This window comes from Streptomyces sp. NPDC044044 (assembly GCF_056434405.1).
Window position 1 is genome coordinate 78,296 of record NZ_JBWKFG010000001.1, and the last position, 26,806, is coordinate 105,101.

At 70.7% G+C, this 26,806-nt stretch carries 21 protein-coding genes; 12 read left to right on the forward strand and 9 right to left on the reverse strand.

Annotation, left to right across the window (positions count from 1 at the left end):
• The first annotated feature begins 93 nt into the window (after positions 1–93).
• The 3 genes from AC07AG_RS00360 to AC07AG_RS00370 are packed head-to-tail and all read left to right on the forward strand — an operon-like array spanning position 94 to position 4,264.
• Positions 94–1,248, forward strand: a complete 1,155-nt coding sequence (locus AC07AG_RS00360) for a DUF6777 domain-containing protein (RefSeq protein ID WP_478750331.1) — start codon at positions 94–96, stop codon at positions 1,246–1,248.
• Positions 1,249–1,290: 42 nt separating this feature from the next.
• Positions 1,291–3,399 (forward strand): SpoIIE family protein phosphatase, encoded by a 2,109-nt coding sequence (locus AC07AG_RS00365; RefSeq protein WP_478750333.1) that lies wholly within the window; start codon positions 1,291–1,293, stop codon positions 3,397–3,399.
• A gap of 4 nt (positions 3,400–3,403) precedes the next feature.
• Positions 3,404–4,264: an Fpg/Nei family DNA glycosylase gene (locus tag AC07AG_RS00370; protein ID WP_478750334.1), complete on the forward strand. Its 861-nt coding sequence runs from the start codon at positions 3,404–3,406 to the stop codon at positions 4,262–4,264.
• 18 nt (positions 4,265–4,282) lie between these two features.
• On the opposite strand, the gene AC07AG_RS00375 is transcribed toward AC07AG_RS00370, so the two are convergent.
• Entirely contained in the window at positions 4,283–4,975 is a 693-nt protein-coding gene (locus tag AC07AG_RS00375; RefSeq protein ID WP_478750336.1) for a zf-HC2 domain-containing protein, read from the reverse strand.
• Between the two features lie 193 nt (positions 4,976–5,168).
• Positions 5,169–5,684, reverse strand: a complete 516-nt coding sequence (locus tag AC07AG_RS00380) for a hypothetical protein (RefSeq protein WP_478750338.1) — start codon at positions 5,682–5,684, stop codon at positions 5,169–5,171.
• Between the two features lie 289 nt (positions 5,685–5,973).
• Between AC07AG_RS00380 and AC07AG_RS00385 the strand changes: the two genes are divergently transcribed.
• Positions 5,974–7,218 carry a CapA family protein gene (locus AC07AG_RS00385; protein ID WP_478750340.1) on the forward strand — a complete coding sequence of 415 codons (1,245 nt, stop codon included), beginning with the start codon at positions 5,974–5,976 and terminating at the stop codon, positions 7,216–7,218.
• A 188-nt stretch (positions 7,219–7,406) separates the two neighbouring features.
• Here AC07AG_RS00385 and AC07AG_RS00390 read toward each other — a convergent pair whose 3' ends face one another.
• The gene (locus AC07AG_RS00390; protein ID WP_478750342.1) at positions 7,407–10,343 is read right to left on the reverse strand and encodes a glycoside hydrolase domain-containing protein; all 2,937 of its coding nucleotides are present in this window, start codon (positions 10,341–10,343) and stop codon (positions 7,407–7,409) included.
• A 124-nt stretch (positions 10,344–10,467) separates the two neighbouring features.
• Here AC07AG_RS00390 and AC07AG_RS00395 point away from each other — a divergent pair, with 124 nt between their 5' ends.
• The 4 genes from AC07AG_RS00395 (at position 10,468) to AC07AG_RS00410 (ending at position 15,412) form a co-directional block, all read left to right on the forward strand.
• Positions 10,468–11,646 carry an ROK family protein gene (locus AC07AG_RS00395; RefSeq protein ID WP_478750344.1) on the forward strand — a complete coding sequence of 393 codons (1,179 nt, stop codon included), beginning with the start codon at positions 10,468–10,470 and terminating at the stop codon, positions 11,644–11,646.
• 151 nt (positions 11,647–11,797) lie between these two features.
• Positions 11,798–12,802 (forward strand): ABC transporter permease, encoded by a 1,005-nt coding sequence (locus tag AC07AG_RS00400; RefSeq protein ID WP_478750346.1) that lies wholly within the window; start codon positions 11,798–11,800, stop codon positions 12,800–12,802.
• Positions 12,799–13,722 (forward strand): carbohydrate ABC transporter permease, encoded by a 924-nt coding sequence (locus tag AC07AG_RS00405; protein WP_478750348.1) that lies wholly within the window; start codon positions 12,799–12,801, stop codon positions 13,720–13,722. The genes AC07AG_RS00400 and AC07AG_RS00405 overlap by 4 nt, the downstream gene beginning before the upstream one ends.
• Before the next feature lie 61 nt (positions 13,723–13,783).
• Entirely contained in the window at positions 13,784–15,412 is a 1,629-nt protein-coding gene (locus AC07AG_RS00410) for an extracellular solute-binding protein (RefSeq protein ID WP_478750350.1), read from the forward strand.
• A 15-nt stretch (positions 15,413–15,427) separates the two neighbouring features.
• Here the strand turns inward: AC07AG_RS00410 and AC07AG_RS00415 are convergent, their stop codons facing one another.
• Entirely contained in the window at positions 15,428–16,852 is a 1,425-nt protein-coding gene (locus AC07AG_RS00415) for an amino acid permease (RefSeq protein ID WP_478750352.1), read from the reverse strand.
• 123 nt (positions 16,853–16,975) lie between these two features.
• Positions 16,976–17,437 carry a universal stress protein gene (locus AC07AG_RS00420; protein WP_361040879.1) on the reverse strand — a complete coding sequence of 154 codons (462 nt, stop codon included), beginning with the start codon at positions 17,435–17,437 and terminating at the stop codon, positions 16,976–16,978.
• Positions 17,438–17,551: 114 nt separating this feature from the next.
• Between AC07AG_RS00420 and lysX the strand changes: the two genes are divergently transcribed.
• Positions 17,552–20,851, forward strand: a complete 3,300-nt coding sequence (gene lysX / locus AC07AG_RS00425; RefSeq protein WP_478750354.1) for a bifunctional lysylphosphatidylglycerol synthetase/lysine--tRNA ligase LysX — start codon at positions 17,552–17,554, stop codon at positions 20,849–20,851.
• A gap of 110 nt (positions 20,852–20,961) precedes the next feature.
• The gene (locus tag AC07AG_RS00430) at positions 20,962–21,807 is read left to right on the forward strand and encodes a polysaccharide deacetylase family protein (protein WP_478750356.1); all 846 of its coding nucleotides are present in this window, start codon (positions 20,962–20,964) and stop codon (positions 21,805–21,807) included.
• 60 nt (positions 21,808–21,867) lie between these two features.
• Here the strand turns inward: AC07AG_RS00430 and AC07AG_RS00435 are convergent, their stop codons facing one another.
• A complete protein-coding gene (locus AC07AG_RS00435; protein WP_478750358.1) occupies positions 21,868–22,524 on the reverse strand; it encodes a class F sortase in 657 nt (218 codons plus the stop codon).
• Positions 22,525–22,874: 350 nt separating this feature from the next.
• On the opposite strand from AC07AG_RS00435, the gene AC07AG_RS00440 reads away from it, so the two are divergent.
• A complete protein-coding gene (locus AC07AG_RS00440; protein WP_478750360.1) occupies positions 22,875–23,375 on the forward strand; it encodes a hypothetical protein in 501 nt (166 codons plus the stop codon).
• Positions 23,376–23,652: 277 nt separating this feature from the next.
• Here the strand turns inward: AC07AG_RS00440 and AC07AG_RS00445 are convergent, their stop codons facing one another.
• The 3 genes from AC07AG_RS00445 to AC07AG_RS00455 form a co-directional block, all read right to left on the reverse strand.
• Entirely contained in the window at positions 23,653–24,198 is a 546-nt protein-coding gene (locus AC07AG_RS00445) for a hypothetical protein (protein WP_478750362.1), read from the reverse strand.
• Between the two features lie 857 nt (positions 24,199–25,055).
• The gene (locus AC07AG_RS00450) at positions 25,056–25,274 is read right to left on the reverse strand and encodes a hypothetical protein (protein WP_478750364.1); all 219 of its coding nucleotides are present in this window, start codon (positions 25,272–25,274) and stop codon (positions 25,056–25,058) included.
• Positions 25,275–25,342: 68 nt separating this feature from the next.
• Positions 25,343–26,053: a nucleotidyltransferase domain-containing protein gene (locus AC07AG_RS00455; protein WP_478752144.1), complete on the reverse strand. Its 711-nt coding sequence runs from the start codon at positions 26,051–26,053 to the stop codon at positions 25,343–25,345.
• A gap of 111 nt (positions 26,054–26,164) precedes the next feature.
• On the opposite strand from AC07AG_RS00455, the gene AC07AG_RS00460 reads away from it, so the two are divergent.
• Positions 26,165–26,806 (forward strand): HAD family hydrolase, encoded by a 642-nt coding sequence (locus AC07AG_RS00460; protein WP_478750366.1) that lies wholly within the window; start codon positions 26,165–26,167, stop codon positions 26,804–26,806.

Below are 26,806 nucleotides of genomic sequence, written 5' to 3' on the forward strand. Positions count from 1 at the left end.
ACTTCGGCTGCCCCAGAGAATGGGGGCAAAGTGCCCGATAACAGGCGGGAGAGCACGGTGCGTGTGCCCACCAGGCCCACCAGGACCCATGTGATGGCCTTCGCGATATCCACGGCCATCGTCGTCGCAGGATGCTCCGGCGGAGGCGACAAGAACTCCACCGACGGCGGCCCCGAGCTGTTCATGCAGCCGGTCGCCGCCCAGGGCCCCGATCCGTTCACCGACTCCACCGCGACGTCCACGGCGACCCCCTCGCCCGTCACCCGTTCGCCGCAGCCATCGCCGACCGGAACCTCATCGCCCACGGCCCAGGGCGTGCGCTCCCTGTCGGGCGGTACGCCGGGTCTGTACGGCGGCACGCAGTCCGTGGGCAGCTGCGACGTCGACGCCCAGGTCCGCTTCCTCACCGCCGACCAGGGCAAGGCGCGGGCCTTCGCCCAGGCGGAGGGCATCTCCCAGGCCGACATCCCGAGCTTCCTGCGCGGCCTGACGCCGGTCGTGCTGCGGGCCGACACCCGCGTCACCAACCACGGCTACCGCGACGGCGGTGCCACCAGCTTCCAGTCCGTGCTGCAGACGGGCACCGCGGTCCTCGTCGACAACCGGGGGCTGCCGCGCGTGCGGTGCGCCTGCGGGAACCCGCTGAAGCCGCCGGTCGCCTTCAAGGGCACCCCGAGCCACCAGGGCAAGCCGTGGTCCGGCTACCGCCCGGCGCAGGTGATCGTCGTGACACCGGCGCCGAAGATCATCGTGAACATCACCATCGTGAACATCACCAACAACACGTGGATCGAGCGGAAGACGGGCGACCACCACGGCGAAAAGGACCGTGTGGTGCCGCCGCCGCCCCCGACCCCCACGCCGACCCCCACCCCCACGCCCACGAGCCCCAGTCCGAGCGAATCGGACGACGAGAGCAGCACCCCCAGCGAGTCGGGCACCACCTCCACGGACTGCCCGACGCCCGCCCCCGACGCGGGCACGGAGCCGCCCACCGGCACCCCCTCCGAGATCCCTCCCGGCTGCCCCACGCCCACCTCCAGCGCGCCGACCTCGCCCCCGGACGAGCCGAGCACGCCGGACGACGACACGGTGCAGCCCCCGTCCGAGGAGGACCCCGGCGACGAGACCGGCCCCGAGAGCGTTCCCGACACCCCTGCCCAGCCCGAAGACAGCGGTCTGGTCCCGGACGACCCCTCCCTCGGCGACTCCCCGCTGACCAGCGATCCCGGCACTTTCCAGAGCTGAGCGTGCGCGCTCGGGCCCGACAGCGAAGAATCATGAAGTGTCATGAAGCCCACGCCACTGCCGGACGACTGGCCAGCGGATCCACGGTCGATCCTGGCGTTCAACCGCACAGGCTGCTTCGACTGGGACCTCGACAGCGGCCTGATGCATCTGGACGCCGCGGGCCACGAGGTCTTCGACGTACGGGCCGACGAGTACGACGGACATCCGACGAGCCTCGGTTTCCGGGTTCCGCCGGTCGAGGCGCACCGCCTCGACGCCTACGTGTCGCACGCGCTCAAGGACGGCAGCCGGACTTATGGCATCTACTTCCGCATCCGGCTGCGCTCGGGGGGCCTGCGCTGGACCCATACCCAGGGGTTCATCCAGCGTGACGAGACGGGCCGCCCGCGCCGGATCGTGGGCATCGTCCGCGACGCCACGCAGGAGCTCGGCGACACCACGGCCCGGCACCAGCGCGCCGACGAGGAGGAGGACCGGCGCCGCCGCACGAGCATCGTGCAGGGCACCACGGCCGCCCTCGCGCACGCCCGTACCGTCCGCGACGTCATCGACGTGCTCAAGGACACCCACGGCCTCGCGCACCTGGGTGCGTCGAACCTGGTCATGGCCCTGGTCGAGGCGGGGCGGATCCGGCTGGTCGCGGAGGGGCCCGCGGGCAGCTTCGTGCCGGGCACCAAGTTCACGCGGATCGACGAGCGGTATCCGATGAGCGACGCCGTGCGCACACTCTCGCCGCGCTTCATCGAGACGGCCGCGGAGTTCGCGGCCTCGTACCCGGATCTGTGGCCGCACATAGACAAGCTGGGCATCACATCGGCCGCGTATCTGCCGCTGATCGCGCAGGCCAAGCCGATCGGGGTGCTCGGGCTGCTCTACCAGGACAAGACCGGCTTCACCGAGGAGGAGCGCAACGTCCTGGTCGCGCTGAGCAGCGGCATCGCGCAGAGCCTCCAGCGCGCGATGTTCTACGAGCAGGAGAAGGACCTCGCCCAGGGCCTCCAGCAGGCGATGCTGCCGCGCACCATCCCCGGGGTGCCCGGCGCCGACGTCGCGGTCCGCTACCGCTCGGCGGCGCTCGGCCGGGACATCGGCGGCGACTGGTACGACGTGATCCCGCTGCCCGGTGGCCGTGTCGGGGCGGTCATCGGTGACGTACAGGGCCACGACACGCACGCGGCTGCCGTCATGGGCCAGCTGCGCATCGTGCTGCGCGCCTACGCCGCCGAGGGGCATCCGCCCGCCACCGTCATGGCCCGTGCCTCGGGCTTCCTGCATGAGCTGGACACCGAGCGCTTCGCCACCTGCCTCTACGCGGAGGCCGACCTGTCGACGGGCGTCGTCCAGCTGGTGCGGGCCGGCCACATCGACCCGCTCGTCCAGCAGACCGACGGGAGCTGCCGCCGGGTGCCGGTCGACGGCGGTCTCCCGCTGGGTCTCTCTGCCGAGTTCGGCGGCCTCGAATACCCGGTCACCACCTTCGAACTCGACGCGGGCCAGACCCTGATCCTCTTCACCGACGGCCTCATCGAGGAGCCGGGCTCCGACCTCGACGACGGGCTGCGGGCCCTGGGCGAGCTCGCCTGCTCGGGCCCGCGCGACCTCCAGCCCCTCGCCGACCGGCTCTGCGGGATCGTCGACGACCGGGGCGGTGAGGACGACGCGGCGCTGCTGCTCCTGCGCCGCCGGATGATCGACGCGCCCCGGTCCGGCGGACGCCTCCAGCAGCATGTCGGCCCCGGCGATCCGGAGGCGCTGGCCGAGGCCCGGCACATGATCCGCGCCGCGGTGCGTGCCTGGGGCGCCCGGGAGGGCGCCGACGAGATCGAACTGGTGGCCGACGAGGTGATCACCAACGCCCTGATGCACACCGACGGCGCGGCGATCGTGACCCTGCGGGTCGTCAGCGGCACCGAACGGCGCCTGCGTGTCGAGGTCGAGGACTCCTCGAGCGCGCTGCCGCGCCGCCGGGAGGCGGGGGAATCGGGCGTGTCGGGCCGGGGGTTGCTCCTGGTGGACATGCTCACGGACGAGTGGGGCGTCGAATCGCGCGGCAGCGGCAAGTGCGTCTGGTGCGAGTTCGTCGTTCCGGTGCGGGAGAGCAACGGGCAGGGCGGGCGGACGGCGCCGCCGCAACAGGGTCAGGAGTGAACGGATGCCGGAACTCCCCGAGGTCGAGGCGCTGCGCGCCTTCCTCACCGAACACCTCGTCGGCCACGAGATCATCCGGGTGCTGCCGGTGGCGGTCAGCGTTCTCAAGACGTACGACCCGCCGCTCACCGCCCTGGAGGGCCGCACCGTCACGGCCGTCGCGCGCCACGGCAAGTTCCTCGACCTCGACGCGGACGGCCTGCATTTGGTCACCCACCTCGCCCGCGCGGGCTGGCTGCACTGGAAGGACCGCCTCCCCGACGGCCCGCCGCGCCCCGGCAAGGGCCCCCTCGCGCTGCGCGTCGCGCTGGAGACGGGGGAGGGCTTCGACCTGACGGAGGCGGGCACGCAAAAACGCCTCGCGGTGTACGTGACCGACGACCCCTCGGCCATCCCGGGCATCGCCAGGCTCGGCCCCGACCCGCTGGCACCGGACTTCGACGAGGAGCGCTTCGCCGGTCTCCTGGCGGGCGAACGCCGCCAGATCAAGGGCGCGTTGAGGGACCAGACCCTGATCGCGGGCGTCGGGAACGCGTACAGCGACGAGATCCTGCACGTGGCCCGCATGTCCCCGTTCAAGCTCACGTCGAGCCTCACGAAGGAGGAAGTCCATGGGCTGCATGTGGCGCTGCGGACCACGCTGACCGAGGCGGTGGAGCGCTCGCGCGGCGTCGCGGCGGGCCGCCTCAAGGCGGAGAAGAAGAGCGGCCTGCGCGTCCACGGCCGCACCGGCGAGCCGTGCCCCGTGTGCGGCGACACCATCCGCGAGGTCTCCTTCAGCGACTCCTCGCTGCAGTACTGCCCCACGTGCCAGACGGGCGGGAAGCCGCTGGCGGACCGGAGGATGTCGCGGCTCCTGAAGTAGCCGTTCGCGAGGGGCGGTTCAGGGGCGCCGCAGCGTCAGCAGACGCTGTCCGGCCGTCGTGCGCACTTCGTAGCGGGCGATGTCCTCGCGGGGCATGGCCGCGCCGCCTCGTGTCGAGAGAGCGGCCGGTGGCTCACCCGCGGGTCCGGCCGCGTGCTCGGCGGCGGGCTCGGAGGCGGGCACCTTCCACGTCGTCACCGTCTGCTCGGAGCCGTCGGTGCCGACGGCGACGAGTTCGCAGACACGGGCACCGCCGTGCACATCGCGGATGCGGAGCCCGATGTCCGTGCCCCAGTCGCGGCCCCGCGCCGTCAGGGTCGCCGATACGCCGGTGCGCCCGTCGCGGGCCGTGATCTGCTCCGGTCCCGGCCCGTCGGATCTGAGGATCGCCGTCGCGGGGGCCGCGAGGGCCAGCACGACGCTCGCCGCGACCGCGCACAGCCACCGTCTGCGCCCGGCCCTGCGCAGCCGCCCGGCCTCGGCGAGCAGCCGGTCGACGAGGCCGGGGTCGGGCACGGCCAGCGGTTCGACGTGCGGTGGTGTGATGCGGTCATAGGCGGCCAACTGCTGTGCTGCCGGGCCGAGTTCCTCGACCAGGGCCCGGCACGCGGGGCAGTCCATGAGGTGGTCGTCGAAGCGGAAGGTGTCCGCCGCGTCGAGGACGCCGAGCGCGTAGGCGCCGGCGTCGCGATGCCGCTCCAGGGGCCTCATGGCGTTCCTTGCGTGACGAGTCGGGCAGGGGGTGCGTTCTGCCCTCCCGTACGCAGGGGACCGACGAATCACTCAAGACACGCGACGAGAACACTCGCGCGAGGGCCAGAACCTCTCTGCCGTGGCGTCAGAACCTCCCTGTCGTGCCGTCAGAACCTCTCTGCCGCGCCGCCAGGGCGCCTCTGTCGTGGCGTCAGAACAGATGGATCGCCAGATGCCCGAGGGGCAGCCCCAGGCGCCACGCCGCCGTCCACACCTTGGGCCCGTCGTCCTCGCTGCCGGGCGACCCGCCACCCGGCACCGCGTCCAGGTCGGGCGCGAGCAGCTCCGTCTCCTCCAGCCAGCGCCACGCCAGGTCGGCGAGCTCCAGATCGGGCGCGGGCTCACCGGACGTGAGCGCGTCCGCCGTGAGCACGGCCATCCGCTCGCCGACCCAGTCGAGCCACGGTTGGTCGTACGCCGTCAGGGACAGCCAGGTCTCCAACTGCGAGACCACGCGGATGCCCGACAGTTCGCCATTCGTGTCCGACAGGAAAATAGTCAGGGCCAGAGCATCACGCCCTGCGCGGTATTCGAAAGATGTCGGCGGCATCAAATCGCCGGTACGCAGTAATTCGTCCGCGATGTACTCGGCGTACAACCACGCCATCGGCACGGCCAGTTCGCCGTCACTCGGGCCCTCCGTGTTTCCTCGGCTCTCGTGCAGCATCCCGTCTCGCCTTCCTCCGATCCGTGCGCGTCGCCGGCCTCTGGCCCCCAATCCGGAACACGGATGAGGACAGCCGATTACCCGAAGGGGGCTCTGAGCAAGGCGCTTTACGGAGCTTTGACTCAGGCCCCGGTTTCGTCGCAGGTCGGAGGCCATGTGTTCTTCGTGTCACATGGCCGGATGATTTAAGTCCGTTTCGGGGACTATGACGGCATTGCTGCTTGACTCGGCCATGTGTCCGAATGTGGATTCGTTTCGGCGAATATCCCCCATTCACGGAGCCTGGTCGATGACGCAGCGCACACCGCAGGGCACAGCTGTTCTGGCAGCGGCAATGATCGGAGCCACTCTCGCCGCGACCGCCGCCTGCACGGCAAATGAAGGGCCCGCGCAGGAGCGGAATCCGAAGCAGCAGAGCGAAAAGCAACCGGACGGCGCCCGGGACGGAAATCGGGACGCCCCGCCTCCCGCGCCGTCGGCGGCCGGCGGCGGCCCGGACGCACCGCGCGCCTTCACGCTCGTCGCCTCCGGAGACGTGCTCCCGCACTCCTCGATCATCAGCAGGGCCAACGCCGACGCGGGCGGCGACGGCTACGACTTCGTGCCGATGCTGAGGGGTGTCAAACCCGTCGTGTCCAAGGCCGATCTGGCGATCTGTCACATGGAGACGGTCTACGGCGAGAACGGCGACTACACCGGCTACCCCAGCTTCAAGTCCCCGCCCCAGATCGCCCACGCCCTGAAGGCCACCGGCTACGACGCCTGCTCCACGGCCTCCAACCACACGCTCGACGACGGCGCCGCGGGGGTGGCGAGGACGCTCGGCGCGCTCGACAAGGCAGGCGTCAAGCATGCGGGCTCGGGCCGCACGGCCGCCGAGGGCAAGTCCCCCGCCTGGATGCGGGCGGGCGGCGCGAAGGTGGCCCAGCTCGCGTACACGTACGGCACGAACGGCTATCCGCTCCCCAAGGGCAAGCCCTGGACGGTCAACCTCATGGAGCGCGACCGGATCGTCGCGGACGCGCGCGCCGCGCGGAAGGCGGGCGCGGACGTGGTCGTCGTCTCGGTCCACTGGGGCACGGAGTGGCAGGACGCCCCGGACCGCCGCCAGCTGAGCCTGGGCAAGCAGCTCACCGCGTCCAGCACCAAGGGCCGCCCCGACATCGACCTGATCCTGGGCACCCACGCGCACGTCCCGCAGGCCTACGAGAAGGTCAACAAGACCTGGGTCATCTACGGCATGGGCGACCAGATCGCCGGCGACATGATCAACCACGAGGGCGCGAACGACCCGCGCGGCAACCAGGGCACCCTCGGCCGCTTCACGTTCGCCCCGCCCGCGGCCCCCGGCGGCCGCTGGGAGGTCAAGAAGGCCGAGTTCATCCCCCAGTGGTTCGACACGGGAACGGGGCGGGTGACCAACCTGAACGCGGCGCTGGCCCGCGGCGCGGACGTCGCCGACGTCCGCGACCGGATCCGCCGGATCGCCCTGAGCCGTGGTGCGGCGAAGGACGGCCTGGTGATGGGTCAGTAGCAGGGCGACGCCTTCCGCCCGCAGGCCACCGACCGGCCGCCAGACCGACCGGCCGACCGACAGACCGGCCGGAAGAGCTGACCGGCCGGAAGAGCTGACCGGCCGGAAGAGCTGACCGCGACCACGGTCAGCAGGACTCTCCCGCCCTGTGTGCGGGCCGAACCTTCGGCCCGCACACAGGCACGTCCTCACCCGAGCCGCACCAGCCAGCCCCGCCCCGGCTCCACCCGCAGCGCCTCGCCCGCGGCGAACCTCCGCTCCGGCTGGAACCCCTCGATGGCGGGAGCGTAAGCGGCGACGGGCCCCGAAGCCGTGTCGAGAACGATGTCCACCGGCTCCCCGGCCCACGAGGCGAGCGCCGTCACGGTCCCTCCGGGCCCCTGCCACGTCGTGGCGAGCACATCGTCCCGCCCGGTCCGCACCGGATGCGCACCCGCACCGGTGGCCCACCACCCCGTCATCTCCGCCTCTGGGAGCCGGAGTTGGTCGAAGGCCCGCCACAAGGGCCGTACGTCCGTCATGGGCGCCCGCGCCGTCATCCCGAAGACGAGCCCGCGCCAGGGATTGCCGCCGCCCTCCAGCATCTCGCCCATCAGACCGAAGGGAATGCCCGAGATCTCGACGAGCCAGTACGCGGGATCGCCCCCGGCGGGGCCGTCCGGGCCGTCGGAGCCCTCGTAGTCGAAGAGCTCTCCCAGCCAGAGCCGGTCGACGTACGGCAGCAGTTCCGCGTACAGATTGGCGCTGGAGGCGAACCCGTCCGGCGCGCGGAACTGGTTGCAGGAGTGCAGGTCGACCAGCGGCGGTGTCTCGCCGGACGCGGCAAGGACCTTCCTGACCCGCTTCATGGTCGTCCGGTCGTACGCCACGTCGTCGAGATAGAGCCCGTCGATCCCGACGACCCGCCGCAGCCGCTCGATCCCGCTCACATAGGAGTTGTGCCACCGCGAGTCCCCGGACGTGACGACGGCGACGTCCCCCACATCGGGCGCCACCCACCCGGGCACGTAGTCCCCGCCCAGATGTTCCCGCAGCCAGGCGTGCCCGCCCCCGGGCCCCGGCGCGAAGATCTCGTCGCCAAGCGAAGCGAGCACCGGCAACTCCGGTGTGTGGCGCGTCAGTTCGCGCACCGTGTCGTACACCTTGACCTGGATCCCGAGCCGGTGCGCCTCCTCGGTGTAGGAGTGCAGGGCGTCCGCGCCCAGGAGCGGGTCGTTGATGTACGGATTGGGCGGCGTCGCATGGTGCAGATTGGCGACGTTCGCGCCGTACTCGGCGATCTCCGTGGGGGACGCGTACGCGTGGAAGTAGCGCTCGGAGAGCTGCCGTGCCGGTTCGAGCGGCTTGAAGGGGGTCAGGAGCAGCCGGAACTCGAAGCACCGGCTCTCGCCCGCGCGCAGCGCGAGCGGCCCGCTGAAGGCGGCGAGGCTGCGCACCCCCTCGCTCGTGCGCAGCCGCACCCCGCCCGCCCCGTCGCCCGCCCAGGAGCGCGGTGTGCGCAGCGGCTTCTCGCGGTAGTAGTTGGTGTTGAGCGGCCGTGCGTAGTGCTCGTCGCGCAGGCTGAGCTGGAGCCCGGCGGCCGGGTCGCCGAGCCAGAACGCGTCCTGGTTGCGGGTGGGCGTGTCCCAGCTCCAGTCGTACGTCGCCGGACACGCCCGGCCGGTCAGGCCGAGCCCCATCGCGTACCGCGCGACCTCCTCGTGGACCGGCACGTCCAGCGTCACGTCGAGCTCGGTGTCGGCGGTGGCCTCGACCGTGGCCCGCACCACGAGGAAGCCGTCGGCCTCCAACTCGCCCTCGGTGCGCAGGAGTACGTCCCGTCCCGCGGCCCGCGCCGACCAGCCGACCCGTGCAGGGCCAAGGCGGTCGAGGCTGAGCGGTCCATGCTCCAGGGGGCGTCCGACGTCCAGCGTGACGGGCGCGGCGAGCAGGTCGCGCGGCGGTCCGTCGGCGCGCGTGACGCTCGGCGTGAAGGTGGAGACGATCCGCCGGGGGAGTCCCTGCGGGCCGAGCTCGACCGTGCGGCCGAGCAGCGACAGGCGCTGTCCGTCCGCCTCGGCCGTCGCCTCGATCGGGGTGAACGGCGCGACCGGCTCGTCGTCCTGCGCGAGCGCCGAGTCCAGCCATCCGAGCCGCGCGAGCCGCCACGGCTCACCGGCACCGCCGTCGGCGACGACGTCCCGGCCGACGGTGAGGCGCAGCGGCAGGACGCGCTCCGGGACACCGGGCGCGCCGACGGTTATCTCCCCTTCGTGGAGGCCGGGTTGAGCGTCCTCGGGAATCTCCACGCCGAACCACAGGGCCCCCGCGCACCCCGCGCCCACCGTCACGCGCCGCTCGAAGGCCTTGCCGCGCGCGTCGATGCCGCCCGTGCTGAGGCACCGTACGGAGAACGGAAGCCCGCGGATCTCGGCGCGCACCTCGGTGAGCTCCTGGAGCGCGTAGACGCCGACCTGCACCGCGTGGAACTCCCCGCGGTCCGCCGTGACGTCGAGCGGTGCGAAGGGTGTGGCCAGGGCCCAGCGCGCGGGAAGCCGTGCGTAGCGGCCGAGCGGATGGGCGCGGTCCTCGCCGAAGAGGAGGAACTGGGCGTCCGCGTGGGCCTGTTGGAGTCGGGCGCGCTCGTCATCCGTGGCCGCGAACCCGAGCGGCGCGAAGGAGTCGACCGCGCTCGCCGCCTCGTACGCGACGGCCTCGGCGCGCGGCAGTTTCTCCCATCCGGTCGCGTCGTGCAGTCCGCAGCGGTGCACCCAGCCGGGGTCGGCCGTCCGCGTCGGGGGCCGGTAGGCGGCCTGCGGGTAGTAGGGCTTGCCCGTGTGCGCGTACGGGAGGTAGTGCACGGCGTAGGTGCCGGGACCGTCCGTCGGCTCGAAGGCGATGCGTCCGGCCTCGTCGGTCACCTCCACGGCCGCGGTGTTGCGCACGCGTTCCCCGGAAGGACCGATGACGATCACGTCGACCGCGCCGGGGTCCGGATCCTGGCGGCGCCACGGCAGTTCGGCCGCGACGGCCGGGGCCGTGCTGTCGGTGGTGGCGGCGCGTACGAGAATCCGGTGGTTACCGTAGACGTCGCTGTCCCAGGAGCCGATCCCGCATGCCAGCTCCGGATGACCAGTCTCACCCATCTGTGCTCCCCCAAGGGCGCTATTTATTAGGTAAGTTTCTCAATCGCTCCGGGTCACCCTGGAGATCAACCGATCACGCTGTCAAGGGGGCGCCTTGAATCGGGGAGACCGGGAGGGGGAGTCCATGAAGAAGGAACCCGTGAATTCCGTGAGTGCCGTGAGCGCCGTGAGCCCCATGAGCGGGGATCCGTCGCTGCTGCGCCGCCTCAACGCGGCCGCCGCGCTGCGTGTGCTGCGCGAGCGGGACGAGATCACCGTGCCCGAACTGGCCACGCTCATCGGCGTGTCGCGGCCCACCGCCCAGGACCTCACGGCCCAGCTCCTGCGCGAGGGCCGCCTGGTGGAGCTGACGCCGGGCAGCGGCAGTGTGGGCAGGCCCGCCCGCAGGTTCCGCTTCCGTGCCGAGGCCGCGCACGTCCTGGGCGTCGACATCGGCGCGCACAAGATCCTGGTGCACGCCGCCGACCTGCTCGGCCGCACCGTGGCCACCCAGCGCGTCGCCGTCACGCCCGAACTCCCGGCGGCCCAGCGCCTGGACGCCGTCCGCGAGGCGATCGCGGGCTGCCTGGCCCAGCCCGCCGCGGCGCACGTGCGCCCGCTGGCGACCGGCGTCGGCACCAGCGGCATGGTGGACGCGGCGGGCCGCGTGGTGGAGAGCGACTCGCTGCCCCAGTGGACGGGCCTCGACCTCACCCGCGAACTCGCCGACCCGGCCCACGGACCCGTCGTCGTGGGCAACGACATCCAGCTCGCGACCCTCGCCGAGTGCACCGGGGGAGTATCGGTGGGCGCAGGCGACTGCGTGTACCTGTACGTCGGAAACCGGCTCGGCATCGGCCTGTGGCTCCGTGGCGAGCTGCACCGCGGACACCGTGGCGCGGCGGGCGAGATGGTCGCGGGGGACGGCTGGGAGCGGTGCTACCAGCGGCTCCTGGACTGGTTCGCGGGGCACGAGGGTGCCGACAGGCCCACCCGCGAGAACGCGGCGCGCGCGGTGGTGACCGCGGCGGCCGCGGGCGACGGCGGGGCCAGGTACACCCTGCGTGCCTTCGCCGAGGCGCTCGCCGACAGCCTGGCCCGCCACGTCGCCGTACTCGACCCGCAGTCCGTGGTGCTCGGCGGCGGCATCTCCCGGGCGGGCGCCCTGCTCAGCGAGCCCTTCGCGGCGCGGCTCGGCGCGCTCTGCCCCTACCGGCCGACGGTGCAAACCTCCGTACTCGGCGAGGAATCCACCGCAATCGGGGCAGCTCGCCTCGCACTGGAACACATCGATCACGCCGCGCAGAAAAGTCCAACTCTCTAGGGCCGGAAGGTGGTTGACGGGCGGGAGTCACGCTTCGATGATGTGGCTCTCTTTCGGCAAGTTGGCTTCTTAATTGGCCGACTCCCGACGGTCGCCCCGGCTGTCGGCTGCCGTTTTCTGTTCCGTCGTGCCGCCAGGCCAGGGAGTACGTGTGACATCCCCAGCAACGCAGCGCAGGCCACGAGCCGCGTCGCCGCCACCACCGTCCGTGTCGGATCCGAAGTCCCCGAACCCGCCGCGCATCCGCCGCGTCCCGCTCCGCGTCCGACTGCGGAACAACTGGGTGATGCTCGCCCTGATGGCCCCGGGCCTGCTCTTCTTCCTGTTCTTCTTCTACGTGCCGATGCTCGGCAACGTCATCGCCTTCCAGGACTACCAGCCCTTCATCGGCTTCAAGGACAGCCCTCTGGTGGGCCTCGCCAACTTCCAGGAGCTCTTCGCCGACCCGGCGTTCTGGGAGGCGGTCCGCAACACCCTGGCATTCGCCGCGCTCCAGCTGATCTTCTTCTTCCCGGCGCCGCTCGCCCTCGCCCTGCTCATCAACAGCCTGGTCAGCCCGCGCATCAAGAAGTTCGTGCAGAGCGTCGTCTATCTGCCGCACTTCATATCCTGGGTCCTGGTCGTCGCGCTCTTCCAGCAAGTCCTCGGCGGCGCGGGCCTCTTCAGCAACTACCTGCGCGACCACGGCATGTCCGCCCTGGACGTGATGACCGACCCCGACACCTTCTCCCTCCTCATCACCGGCCAGGTGATCTGGAAGGACATCGGCTGGGGCATGATCATCTACCTGGCGGCGCTCGCGAGCGTGGACCAGAGCCTGTACGAGTCGGCCGCCGTCGACGGCGCCGGACGCTGGCGCCGCATGTGGCACGTCACGCTGCCCGCCGTGCGCGGCGTCACGATCATGCTGCTCGTGCTGCGCCTCGGTGACGTCCTGTCCGTCGGCTTCGAGCAGTTCCTGCTCCAGCGCGACGCGGTCGGCGCCCGCGCGTCGGAAGTCCTCGACACGTACATCTACTACCACGGCGTCGTCTACGGCGACTGGGGCGTCGGCGCCGCGGCCGGTCTGGTCAAGGGCGTCGTCGGGGCCTTGATGATTTATGGCGCCAACAAGGTCGCCCACGCCTTCGGAGAGCACGGGGTGTACAGCAAATGAGCAGCTTCGGATTCCCCCTGCGCACGCCGCGGACGCGCGAGGAGCGGCCCGCCTGGGAAGAGCCGCCGACGAAGATCGGCTCGGCGGCCAAGGCCGTCGTCATCACGGTCATCTGCGCCGTGATGATCCTGCCCTTCCTCACGGTCCTCTCCACCAGCCTGGCCTCCCGCGAAGAGATCACCGAAGCGGGCGGCTTCGTCCTCTTCCCCACGGACCCGACCCTGGAGGCGTACCGCACGATCCTCTCCGGAGGCATCGTCTCCCGCGCCGTCGTCGTCAGCGTCCTGATCACACTCGTCGGCACGGCGCTCTCCCTCCTGACGACGATCGCGCTCGCCTACGGCCTCAGCAAGCGCGGAGTCCCCGGCAGCAAGCCGATCCTCCTGCTGGTGCTCTTCACGCTGCTCTTCGTGCCGGGCATGGTGCCGATGTACGTGGTGGTCAAGGAGCTCGGACTCCTCGATTCCTACTGGTCGTTGATCCTGCCCGTCATGATCAACGCCTTCAACCTCGTCGTGCTCCGGGCCTTCTTCATGAACATCCCCGAGGAGCTGTACCAAGCGGCGCGGATCGACGGCGCGGGCGACTGGCGGATCCTGACCCGCATCGTGCTTCCGCTCTCCAAGGGAGTCGTCGCCGTCGTCGGCCTCTTCTACGCGGTGACGTACTGGAACGCCTTCTTCAACGCGATGCTCTATCTGAACGACTCGGGCAAGTGGCCCATCCAGCTGGTCCTGCGCACCTACGTGGTCCAGGGCAAGTCCATCTCGGGCGACCAGCTCGGCGTCAGCCACATGCCGCCCCAGCAGTCGATCTCCATGGCCGTCGTCATGATCGCCCTCGTCCCGATCCTGCTGCTCTTCCCGTTCCTGCAGAAGTACTTCACCAAGGGCGTGCTCACCGGCGCCATCAAGGGCTGAACCTCCCTCCCCAGAAACCTCCTGCCCCCTGACACCCTTTGCGGAGATTCCCATGACAGGCATGTCCCGACGCACCTTCCTCAGCCTCTCCACGGCCGTCGCGGCGGGCGCGGCCGCCACCTCGCTGACGGGCTGCGGCTCGGGTGCGAAGAAGACGGGCGAGGCGGCGTCGTCCAAGGTGAAGCTGCCTTCGTACGTTCCCTTCGGCAAGGTCAAGCCCGATCTGCCGCCGAACGCGAAGGGCCTCTCGGCCGGGTTCCTCTCGTACCCCAAGGAGCTGGTGCGCAGCGTCCCCAAGACCCCCGGCGACGGGTCGAAGATCACGCTCCTGACCGAGATCTGGACGCAGCCGCCGGCCCCTGCGGGCTCCAACGCCCACTGGAAGAGGGTGAACAAGGAACTCGGCGTGGACCTGGAAGCGATCCTTGGCACCGACCCCGGCTACGAAGAGAAGTTCTCCGCGGTCATCGCGGGCGGCGACCTTCCCGACCTCATGTGGATACCGCCGAACCAGGGAATCCAGCACATCGCCGAACTCCTCGAGGCCAAGTGCGCGGACATCACGGAGTACGTGTCCGGGGACGCGGTGAAGGACTATCCGAACCTCGCCGCGATGACCCCCGCCCACTGGAAGACCGCCGTCGTCAACGGCAAGATCTGGGGCGCGCCGAGCCCGTATCCCGCCTTCGGCCAGGTCTACGGCGGCAACCCGAAGGTCTGGGAGAAGGCGGACGGTCTCTCGGCGAGCAGCCCCGAGGAGTTCCTCGCCAAGTGCAAGGAGGTCACGGGCGGCAAGACCTGGGCCCTTGAGCCGATCTACGTCAACGCGGCCAGCGTGATGAGCCAGTGTTTCGGTGCCCCCAACAAGTGGCGGCAGAACAAGGACGGTTCGCTCACCTGGTTCCAGGAGACCGACGAGTACACCGAAGCACTGAATTTCGTCCTGAAGTTGAAGAAGGCCGGGGTCTTCTACCCGGGCAACCCCAAGATGGCCGACGCGTACACCAAGATGGCGCAGGGGGCGATCGGGGCCTGTGTGTTCGCGAATCCGTTCAACGCGCGGAAGGACTCCCGCGTCCAGGACCCCGAGCAGGCCGCCGAGATCCTGATCCCCTTCGGCGTGGGCGGCAACAAGCCCAAGCACCACTACCACCTCGGCACGATCGGCTACACGGCCATCAAGAAGGGCGACGAGAAGCGGGTGCGCATGCTGCTCGGCGTGCTCAACTACCTGGCCGCACCCTTCGGAACCACCGAGCGCGAGTTCCTCGAATTCGGCACCGAGGGCGCGGACTTCACGTACGACAAGAACGGCTTCCCGGAGCGCTCGAAGCAGGGCAAGCAGCAGGTCGAGGGCCTCTTCAGCGGTCTGACCACGGCGACCACATCGCCCTTCGCGCTCGTCGCCTCGACCTTCCCGGGCACGGAGCGTGCCCAGGACGTCAAGGACGTGTACGCGGCCGAGCAGAAGCTCATCGAGACCGCCATCCAGAACCCGGTCGTCGGCCACTACTCGGACGCGTACACCCAGCACTACGGCCGCATGTCGACCGAGGCGACCGACCTGGTCAACGACATCGTCAGCGGCCGCAAGAAGCTGAGTGAGTGGAAGCCGTTCTGGGCGGAGTGGAAGAACAAGGGCCTGGAGCAGATGGCACGGGAGTTCCAGAAGTCCATCGAGAACGCCTGAGCGCCCCCACGGGGACTAGGGAACGCGGTCGGTCTTCGCCAGCTCCGACTTCCGGTACGAGTACGCGAAGTAGATGACGAGGCCGACCGCGAACCACACCGCGAACCGCACCCACGTCTGCCACTGCAGGAACGTGATCAGCCAGATGGAGAAGACGACCCCGATGGCGGGCACGACCGGCATCCCGGGGCAGCGGAACGTGCGCGGCAGGTCGGGCTGCTTGTAGCGCAGCACGATCACCGCGATGCAGACCACGATGAACGCCAGCAGGATGCCGATGTTGGTCAGTTCGGCCGCCTCACCGATCGGCAGGAACCCGGCGATGGCGGCCGAGGCGAACCCGACGATCCACGTCACGCGCGTCGGCACGTGCCGGGTCTTGTGGGTCTTGGCGAACCACTTCGGCAGCAGCCCGTCGCGCGACATGCTGAACCACACGCGGGTGACGCCGAGCATGAAGGTGAACATCACGGTCAGGATGCCGATGATCGCGCCGACCGCGATGACATCGGCGAGACCGCCCAGGCCCACCGACTTGAAGGCGGTGGAGAATCCGCTCTCCGGGTCGATGTCCTTGTAGTTCTGCATGCCGGTGAGGACGAGGCAGGCGAGCACGTACAGGACCATCGAGATCGCGAGCGAGTAGAGGATCGCCTTCGGCATGTGGCGCTGCGCGTCCTTGGACTCCTCGGCGGCGGTGCTCATCGCGTCGTAGCCGAACACCGCGAAGAAGACGGTGGCCGCACCCGTGAACGCTCCGCTGACACCGAACGGGAAGAACGGCTCGTAGTTCCCGGTGTTGATGTGGAAGAAGCCGACCGCGATCACCACGATCACGACGATGACCTTGAGGACGACCACGACCATCTCGAAGCGTGCCGCGTTCTTGATGCCGAGGGTCAGCAGATAGGCGATGAGCAGGCAAAGGACCGCGGCGAACAGGTCGACCTTGTGACCGTCGCCGGTGCCGGGCGCGCCCAGCATCCAGTTGGGCAGCTGGGCGCCCATGTCGTTGAGAAGGAAGTTGAAGTAGCCCGAGATGCCGATCGCGACCACTGCCACGATCGCCGTGTACTCGAGCAGCAGGTCCCAGCCGATGAACCAGCCGGTGAGCTCGCCGAGCACGACATAGCCGTAGGTGTACGCCGATCCCGCCTTCGGGATGAGGCCCGCGAACTCGGCGTACGAGAAGGCCGCCGCCGCGCTCGCGACACCGGCGATGAGGAAGGAGATGAGGACGGCGGGTCCGGCCGTGCCGTTGGCCACCGTCCCGGCGAGGGTGAAGATGCCGGCGCCGATGATGCCGCCGACGCCGATCGCGGTGAGCTGCCAGAGGCCAAGGGAGCGGGAGAGCCCACCACCTGCCCCGCCTTCGGTCTCATCGATGTGTTCGATGGGCTTGCGGCGAAGTACGCCGTGCCCCATCCGGAGTCCCGCCATGAGCTCCACCTTTTCGCAGACGGCAGTCGGCTGATGGCGGATCATGATGGCCCAGGCGTGCGCATGACGGAAGACGCCACACCCCTCACACCTGTGAGGGTTCAGCACTCTGGCGGGTGCGGGTTACGGCACCACGGTGACGGGCCAGCGGCCCGCCTTGACGAGGCGTACGGCGACCGAGCCGACGATCCGGTGGCCCGCCTGCTCGGAGGCGCCGACGACCACGGCGTCGGCCTTGAGGTCGTCCGCCGCGGTGACCAGACCGCTGAAGGGGTCGCCGCGGAAGGTGTGGAACTCCCAGCGCACGTCGAATATGTCCTTCACCCGCTCGGCCGCGTCCCTGATCTCGGTGATGAGGGACTCGGCGATCTCGTCGGTCGTGTCGGCCACCGGGGCCCCGAGGGCGGCGCCCGCGGCCATCACCGGCTGGACGTAGACGACGGCGAGCAACGCGTGCTGCCGACGCGCCAGGCCTCCGGCATATGCCGCGGCCCGGAGGGAGGAGTCCGACCCGTCGACACCGACGACGATCACCTTCGGGCCGTCGGTACCGCGTTCGAACTGGTGGGAGTGGTCTGCAGTCACGCCGAGAGGCTATCGGAGCCCGTCGGCGGCCCTCGTCGCGGGCAGCTGTCCCATGGGGCGAGCGGGGCCCGCGCTCGACGAGCGGCCCGCGCCGACCCTTCCTAGGGTCGATCCATGAGCACCAGCGTGGAAAGGCCGGGCACCGAGCCGCAGCGCGGACGCAACCGCTTCCTGAAACGCGTGCCGGAGGGATTCGCCGCCTTCTTCGGCGCCCTGGGTCTCTTCTGCGCGATCCTCGCGATCATCGCCCCGCTGCGCCACCTCCTGCGCCCGGTGATCCGCTTCCTCGACCTCCTCACGGTCCCGGTGAGCCCCAACCTGGCGTACGCCGTCTTCCTCTTCCTCCTCGCGGCGGCGACAGCGGCCCGCAAGAAGGTCGCCTGGTGGCTCGTCATCGTCTACCTGGGCCTCCTCCTCGCCTTCGACGTGCTCGGCATCGCCCTCGGCTTCTGGGCGGACTCGCTCCCCTCTCTCGTCGTCTGCGCCATCGCCTTCGTCCTCCTGGTCCTGGCCCGCAAGGAGTTCTCCGCGGACTCCCGCCGCGGCGCCGTCCGGCGGGCCGTCCTGGTGCTCGTGGCGGGCCTCGCCGTGGCGATCCTCGTCGGCTGGGGTCTCGTCGCCCTCTTCCCGGGTACGCTCCCGCGCGGCGAGGCCCTGCCCTGGGCGGCGAACCGCGTCTGCGGCGGGCTCTTCACCGGCCACGACTACTTCGACGGCACGCCCCCGCGGGCCCTGCACTTCTGGCTCGGCCTCTTCGGCGCCCTCGCCCTCCTGAACGCCGCCGCGGCCCTCTTCCGCTCCCAGCGCATGGAAGCCGCCCTGCACGGCGACGAGGAACCCCGCATCCGCGCTCTCCTCGGCACGTACGGCGCCCAGGACTCCCTCGGCTACTTCGCCACCCGGCGCGACAAGGCCGTCGTCTTCTCGCCCAGCGGCAAGGCCGCCGTCACCTACCGCGTCGAGGCGGGCGTCTGCCTGGCCAGCGGCGACCCCGTCGGCGACCGCGAGGCCTGGCCGCACGCGATCGGCGCCTGGCTGGACGTGGCCCGGCAGTACGCCTGGGCGCCCGCCGTGATGGGCGCCTCCGAGGAGGGCGCCACCGCGTACGCACGCTCCGGGCTCGGCGCGCTCCAGCTCGGTGACGAGGCGATCCTCCAGGTCGCGGACTTCGACCTGGACGGCCGCGACATGCGGGTCACACGGCAGGCGGTGAACCGCGTCCGCCGCACCGGCGCCACCACCCGCATCCGCCGCCACTCCACCCTCACCGACGAGGAGATGGAGGAGACCATCGACAAGGCGGACGCCTGGCGGGACACCGAGACCGAGCGCGGCTTCTCGATGGCCCTCGACCGGCTCGGCGACCCCGAGGACGGCGACTGCCTGCTCGTGGAGGCCCTGGACGCCGACGGCAGGCTCATCGCCCTGCTCTCCCTCGTCCCCTGGGGCAAGGACGGCATCTCCCTCGACCTGATGCGCCGCGACCGCGCGACCGCGCCCAACGGCGTCATGGAGTTCATGGTGGCCGAACTCTGCGCGGGCGCCGGCAAGTTCGGGGTGCGCCGCATCTCCCTGAACTTCGCCGTCTTCCGCTCGGTCTTCGAGGAGGGCGCCCGCATCGGAGCCGGTCCCGTCCTGCGGCTGTGGCGCAAGCTGCTCCTCTTCTTCTCCAAGTGGTGGCAGCTCGAAGCGCTCTACCGCTCCAACGCCAAGTACCACCCCGAGTGGTATCCCCGCTTCATCTGTTACGGCGACGCCGGAGCCCTCGCCCGGATCAGCCTCGCATCGGGCATCGCGGAGGGCTTCGTCTCCGTGCCCTCGCTGCGCAAGCTCTGGGGCAAGGGACACCGGGCCAGGGGAGTCACCAAGCCCACCAGCACGGCGGGCCTCCCGCCGATCTCCGCGCTCGGTCTCACGGGCCAGGAGGGCGCGGCCGACGCCGACCCGCTGGCAGCACTCCCCGACCAGGTCCGCATCCGCCACCGCAAGCTGGAGCGGCTGCGCGCCGACGGCGTCGACCCGTACCCCGTGGGTCTCCCGCCGCGCACCCACACCCTCGCCGATGTGACGCCCGCCCTGAGGGGGGAGCAGGTCACGGTCGCGGGCCGCGTCATGCTCGTACGCGACTTCGGCGGGGTCGTCTTCGCCGTCCTGCGCGACTGGTCCGGCGACCGCCAACTCGCCCTGACCCGCGACCGGTCGGGCCCCGACGTCCTGGACCGCTTCACCTCCGGGACCGACATCGGCGACCACGTCACGGCAACCGGCACGGTCGGCACCAGCGACAAGGGCGAGCTCACCGTCTTCGTGACCGGCTGGCAGCTCACCGGCAAGTGCCTGCGCCCGCTGCCCGACAAGCGCCGCGGGCTCGCCGACCCCGAGGCCAAGGTCCGCCGCCGCTACCTCGACCTGGTCGCGAGCCCCGGCGCACGCGACGTCGTCCGGGCCCGCTCCACCGCCGTACAGGCGCTGCGCCAGGGGCTGTTGGACCGCGGCTATCTGGAGGTCGAGACCCCGATGCTCCAACAGATCCACGGGGGCGCCAACGCCCGCCCCTTCACCACCCACATCAACGCCTACGACCTCGATCTGTATCTGCGCATCGCACCCGAGCTGTATCTCAAGCGACTGTGCGTCGGCGGCATGGAGAAGGTCTTCGAGATGGGCCGCACCTTCCGCAACGAGGGCGTGAGCTACAAGCACAACCCCGAGTTCACGATGCTGGAGGCCTACCAGGCCTTCGCCGACTACGACGTGATGCTCGACCTCACCCGCGAACTCATCCAGGGTGCCGCCACCGCGGCCTTCGGCTCACCCGTCGCCCGCAAGGCCGACGAGGACGGACGGCTCACCGAGCACGACATCTCCGGCTCCTGGCCGGTCAAGACGGTCTACGGCGCGATCTCCGAGGCGCTCGGCGACGAGGTCGACGCGGACACCCCACTGCCGGGGCTGCACCGGCTCTGCGACCGCGCCGACGTCCCGTACCGGCCGGACGACGGCCGCGGTGACGTCGTACTGGAGATGTACGAGCGGCTCGTCGAGGAGAAGACGAAGCTGCCCACCTTCTACAAGGACTTCCCGACCGACGTCTCCCCGCTGACCCGGCAGCACCGCACCGACCCGCGCCTCGCCGAGCGCTGGGACCTGGTCGCCTTCGGCACCGAACTGGGCACCGCCTACTCGGAGTTGACCGACCCCGTCGAGCAGCGCCGCCGCCTCACCGCCCAGTCGCTGCTCGCCGCCGGGGGAGACCCGGAGGCCATGGAACTGGACGAGGACTTCCTCGACGCCCTGGAGTACGCCATGCCGCCCACCGGCGGGCTCGGCATCGGCGTCGACCGGCTCGTCATGTTCCTCACCGGTCTCACGATCCGGGAGACGCTGCCCTTCCCGCTCGTACGCCGCCGCTGACCGCCGGTTCTCGATCCCGCCCTCGCTTCTGCTGGTCCCATCGGGTGCTTTCGCAGCCCGCCCTGGTGTTGGTGGTCCGCCCCGGCCTTCGGCCATGCGACGGATTAGTCATGAAAAAAGATCAGATGACTCCAGGGCGTCGCGCACTCCTGCGCGGCGCCGCTGTCTTCGGTCTGGCCGCGACCGCCGGCTGCGCGGGCACGGAGCGGCCGAGCACGCCAGGGCCCACGGCTCCCGGCGGTGCGGCGGCCGGTGGCCCGCCCGCCGCACGTGCACTCAAGCCCTCGGCGTACCGCCTGCAGCCCATGACAGGCCATGGCCCGCCGCGTGCCGCGCGCGCCCTGCCCCGCGTCCGCAACAAGCCGATCCTGCGCATGGACGGAGAGGGCCGCACCATGGTGCTGACCTTCGACGACGGACCCGACCCCCGCTACACGCCGGGCATCCTGCGCACCCTGCGCCGGTACGACGTCCGCGCGATGTTCTTCGTCTGCGGGGAGATGGCCGTCGACAACAAGGACCTGCTGCGCGAGATGGCCGACGACGGGCATCTGATCGGCAACCACACCTGGACGCATCCGCTGCTCCCGAAGATGACCCGGAGCGCGATGCGCGAGGAGATCGAGCGCACCTGCGACGTCGTCGAGGACGCCGTGGGCGAACCCCCGGCCTGGTTCCGCGCCCCCTACGGAGCCTGGAACCGCAACGCCTTCCAGCTGGGCGCCGACCTGGGCATGGAGCCGCTCGCCTGGACCGTCGACACCCTTGACTGGACCGAGCCGGGCACCGGGACGATCATCCGGCGCGTACGGGCGGGGGCGGCCCCAGGAGTCGTCGTGCTCTCGCACGACGCGGGCGGCAACCGTTCCCAGAGCGTCGAAGCACTGCGGACGTACCTCCCGGAGCTCATCGAATCGGGTTACCGCATCACCGTGCCGAGCCGCCACGAGATGTAGCGGGAATTCAGAACGGGAATTTCGCCCGCCGGGTGCCGTGTTCCGCCGACGCATTCGCCGTCAGCGCACATCCACCAGGCGGGCGAAAACGACGACGTTCCCGTCGTATCCGGCCTGCTTGGAGAATCCGCCGCCGCAGGTGATCACGCGGAGTTCCGGAGCTCCCTTGTCGCTGTAGACGCGGCTTCCCGGGAAATTGTTCTTCTCGAACACTTCGATCCCGTAGATCTCGAATACCGCGGTCTTGCGGTCCCTGCGCTGGACCTCGACGTGATTTCCCTTCTTCAGCGAGCCCAGGCCGTAGAAGACGGCAGGGCCCTGCTGATTGTCCACGTGGCCGACGATCACGGACGTGCCCTTCTGGCCCGGCGATACGGCCCCGGTGAACCAGCCCGCGAGGTTCGGGTCCTCCGGGGGCGGTGCGTCCACCCAGCCCTCCGCGTCGAGCCCGACGGGCATGACCGGCGCGTCCACCCGGATCCCCTTGATCCCCACGCGCGCGGCGGGGGAGAAGGTCAGCGGTGCGACACCCTGCCCCGCCCCGTCGGGGGCCTGGTCCGCCGCCGCGGCGGACGCCGGCTGTGGCGGACCCACGTCGAATTCCCCTGAGCCATTCCGGATCAGCGCGAGGCCGGTCAGCAGAACAAGCGCCATCACGCCCCACGGCGCGCGCTTCTTCTGCTGTTCCTCCTCATCGGCCGGCTGAGACGAAGACATTCTCTGATCCCCTCTCAACGCGGCATTCGAACCGCGTCCGTTGCGCTTACGAGAACGCTAAGCGGGGTGCGCGCGACGGGCGACAGAGCGGGAGCGAACGGGTGGCGCCCATACCGGGTATGAGCCATCCGAGTCGCGGTCGGCAGGAATTTTCTGACGGTCCGTGACCTGCGGCAATATCGGCTTGTGCGTTCGCGCTTCGGCGTGTCGCCTCACCAGGACGGCCGATCGTCGAAATGCGGGTCCGTGCACGGCATCTGAGGGTCAGTCTGGGAGGCGCTCTCGCCGATCGACCGGGGACGGTTACCCCGGGGCGTCTTCCGCGGAGGATTCACATGCGTACTTCTCGTATGCGCACCACTCGTGCCCTCGCGGTCGCAGTCACCGCGGGTGCCGTCGTCGGCCTCGCCGCCCCGACGGCATCGGCCTGGGCCGACCCGTCCAACATCGTCGCCATGCCGAGTGTGATCCCCCGTGGGGGACAGCTGACGGTCACGGTCGACGGCGATTCCTGCAAGCAGTACGGCAGCAAGGTCACGTCGGACGCCTTCCCGGACACGAAGCTGAAGTCCATGGGCGGCGGCACGGCCAGCGCGAACCCGATGATCTACCACCACGCCACCCCCGGGGCCCACAGCATCACCGTCCACTGCGGCGGCAAGACCATCACCAAGCCCGACGCGTTCACCGTCATCCACGGCGGTGTCCGTGGTGGTCTCGGCGGCAGCACCGACACGGGGGCGACCAGCACCGACATGGCGATCGGCGGTGTGCTCGTGGCGGCCGCCGTGGTCGGTGGCGGGGTGTTCTGGATGCGTCGCCGCGCGGAGAACGCAGGGCGCGGCATCTAAGAAGCGCACGCCCCGCACCGGTACGTCCGGCGCCGGTACGCCAGGCGCTGGCAGGTTCGGCACCAGGCACGGGCAGGCCCGTCACTCGCACGTCGGGCATGCGTACGCCGGTATCCGTACGTCGGGTGTGAACCGTTCCGCTCTCCTGACCGGCGCGTCCCCCCTTCCGCGCCGGTCACGGGGCGGTTCGTGCCCACCCGCATGCCGCCGCCCGGTCGCCCGCTGAACTCAGCGGGCGACCGGGCGATGGTGTGTCGGGAGCCGTGCGGTGGGCGGGTCAGGAGTTGCTGTCCCCGGTGCGGCGACGCGTCCAGTAGTACGCGGTGCCGAGTGTGCCCACGATCAGGGCGCTGCCGAGGGCGATCTCATGCAGGTCGAGCCCGCCGAGGCTGCCGCCGACACCGGCCCGCACTCCGTGGCGGACCGGGGCTGTGGGGTGGTGGGTGGGGTGATGGGTGGGGCGGCCCGTGGCGATCGTGAGGTCAGTGGTCCCCTTCTCGCCCTTGCAGTCGAAGGTCACCTCGTACATCGCGCCGGGTTTGGCGTCCTCGAAGACCGTCGCGGTGGTCGACTGCTGCCCCTTGGGGATCTGGGCGTCGTCGAAGACACCGGAGGTGACCGTCGTGTTCCCCTCGCACCCGTCCACGCTGAGCGTGACCTGGCCGCCCGCGGCGATCGTCGAGGGGGTGACGCGGAAGCCGAACGAGGTGATGTTGTTGTTCGTGTCGGTGTCGCCCGCGACGGCTGCGGAAGCGGTCGGGGCGGTGAGGGTCAGGGCGGTGGCGGCGAGCAGAGTGGCCGAGGCGACGCGTATCGCGCGCATGATCATTCCTCCGGGTCTCCGAGGAGCAGCCGCGGACCTTCTTCCGCTTTCACCTGTTATGCACCTCGATGCGGGAAACGCTAGGCAGGGAGCCGGGCGACCGCGATCTCAGCCGCGCGAACGGGGCAACGGTGTGGGCCGGACAGGGGAACGGGGCGGGGTGTCGCGGGGCGGTGACGGGGGTTCAGGAGGTGGGGCGTGTAGAGGGGTGGGACCACCGTCGTCACGTGCACGGGCGGGCTTGGTGCGGGGGGCAGCCGGTCGGCACCGTGGGGCTCGGGTCGCCGCCGCCCGGCAGGCTGCCGGGCGGCCCGGCATCGGGACGGGCGACTGCTTTCCCGAGGCCCTCGCCTACGAGGTGATCGGCGGCGGCGAGGGTGAGGGCTTCTGGACCTGGGTCTCGGTGTATCGGGGTGGTGCTTGCAATCGCCCCCGGTGGGAGTCGGTGCGTGGGACCGTGCTGGCGCTCGCCGTGCGAGGTGATCGGTGAGGGTGAGGGTTTTTGGACCGGGGCCTCGGTGTATCGGGGTGGTGCTTGCGATCGCCCCCGGCGAGGGACCGTGCTGGCGCTCGCCGTACGGGGTGACGGCGGCGGCGAGGGCTTCCGGACCCAGGCCTCAGTGCACCGGGGCGGCGCTCGCAACCCCCGGCGACAGACGGCGCGCGGAACCGCGCAGCGAGACGGCCGTCAGCTCAACCGGCCACGGGCGGCCATGCCCTAGCGCCATGCCTGTGCCCTGTGGGCGCGCCTGTGCCCTGTCTCTGTGCCCGCCCCTGCGCCCTGTGCCCTGTGCCCGAGCCCGCGCCAGTGCCCGCGCCCCGCGCCCCACCCCCACACTCAGTCCATCCCCGGCGACTCAGCCCCCCGTCACCCACACATGCGCCCCGCTGCCCCGCCACTCCACGAGGTGCGGGTCGTCGAGGGCCATGTCTGCGTCGCCGAGGCCCGCGCGGCGCAGGAACTCCACCAGGTCACGGTCGTCGCGTGCGACGCCGACGGCCTGCCCGCGCACGGTGACCCGCCGCCCGCCGTCGGGAGTGGGCGGGTGGACGATGATGGGTGTCTGCCAGGTCATGCCACCAGAGTGCGCCGCGCGGGGCCGCCGCGCAGCACGGTTTACGGACCCGTGTGCGAAGCCGTTGCTCAGATGCCGGGATAGCCGCTGCGCCGGTACCCCTCCCACAGGCGCCCACCGGACGGCGCGAGCACCTCGTCCACGAGCGCGACAAGCCCGGTGTCCCTGCCCTCCAGCGCCTCCCGTACCAGGCCCTCCAGCTTCTCGGAGAACCCTGGCCACACCGCGTCCACGCGTCGGGCCGTCCATTTCCCGCCGCCCACCCAGGACCCCGTACGCAGGAGGACGAACTCGGCGGCCCGCCCGGCGATCTCGGTGACGATGAACAGCCGCTCGCCGGCCGTCGAGCACCCGGCGAGGTCGTCGAGAAGGTCGGTGAGGACGTAGCGCTGGTCCTCGGTCTCGGCCGGGGCCGCGTCGGGAGGTCCGGCCGCCAGCAACTGCCGCGCCTCGTCCCGCAGGCGGGCGCCTGTCCCGTCCCGGTCCACGAGCAGCACCCCGTGGGCGCACATCGACAGCAGCGACGACTTCCGCTGTGGGATCTCCCGCTCGACGAACCACCGCCAGCTGGCCTCGGTGTGCACGAACAGCTCCACCGGCCACGCGCCGAACCGCAGACTGCTCCGCGACGGCTCCCGCTCACCGGCGAACACCATCACGATGTCCAGATCCGAGTAGGGCGTGCGCCGCGATGTCACCACGCTCCCGCAGAGCAGCGCCGCCACGGCGTCGGGGTGCCACGCCTCGACCAACTCCTGTGCGACCCGGGTGGGTTCCACGATGTCCACGACCCAACTGTGCCTCAGCGCATCGTGGCGTACATGTGAACCCCCCTGCGGGGCGCGGGTCAGGCGGCCTGTTTTGCCTGGTGGGGCCATAGGCTGAGCTCGATGATTGAGACCGTCGTGTTCGACGTGGGGGAGACCCTCACCAAAGATGACCGCTACTGGGCTTCGTGGGCCGATTGGCTCGGCGTGCCCCGGCACACCGTCTCCGCGCTCGTGGGAGGTGTCGTCACGCGGGGCCGCGACAATGCCGAGGCGCTGCGGCTGCTGAGCCCGGACATAGATGTCGCCGCCGCCCATCACGCCCGCGAGGTCGCGGGGCGCGGTGAGCACCTGGCCGAGACCGACCTCTACCCCGATGTGCGTCCAGCCCTCGGTGGGCTGCGCAAGCAGGGGGTGCGTGTCGTCATCGCGGGGAACCAGACGTCTCGCGTGGGTGAGCTGCTGCGTGGCCTGGATCTGCCCGCCGATCTCGTCGTCACCTCGGGCGAGTGGGGTGTGGCGAAGCCGGATCCGTCGTTCTTCGCCCGGGTGATCGAGGTGGCCCAGGCGGAGCCCGAGCAGACGCTGTACGTCGGCGACCATCCCGCGAACGACATCTACCCGGCGAAGGCGGCCGGGCTGAGGGTGGCGCACATCCGGCGCGGGCCCTGGGGGCACTGGTGGGCGGATGATCCGACCGTCGTCGAGGCCGCGGACTGGCGGATCGACTCCCTCACCCAGGTCGCTTCGATCATCGCTGAGTGA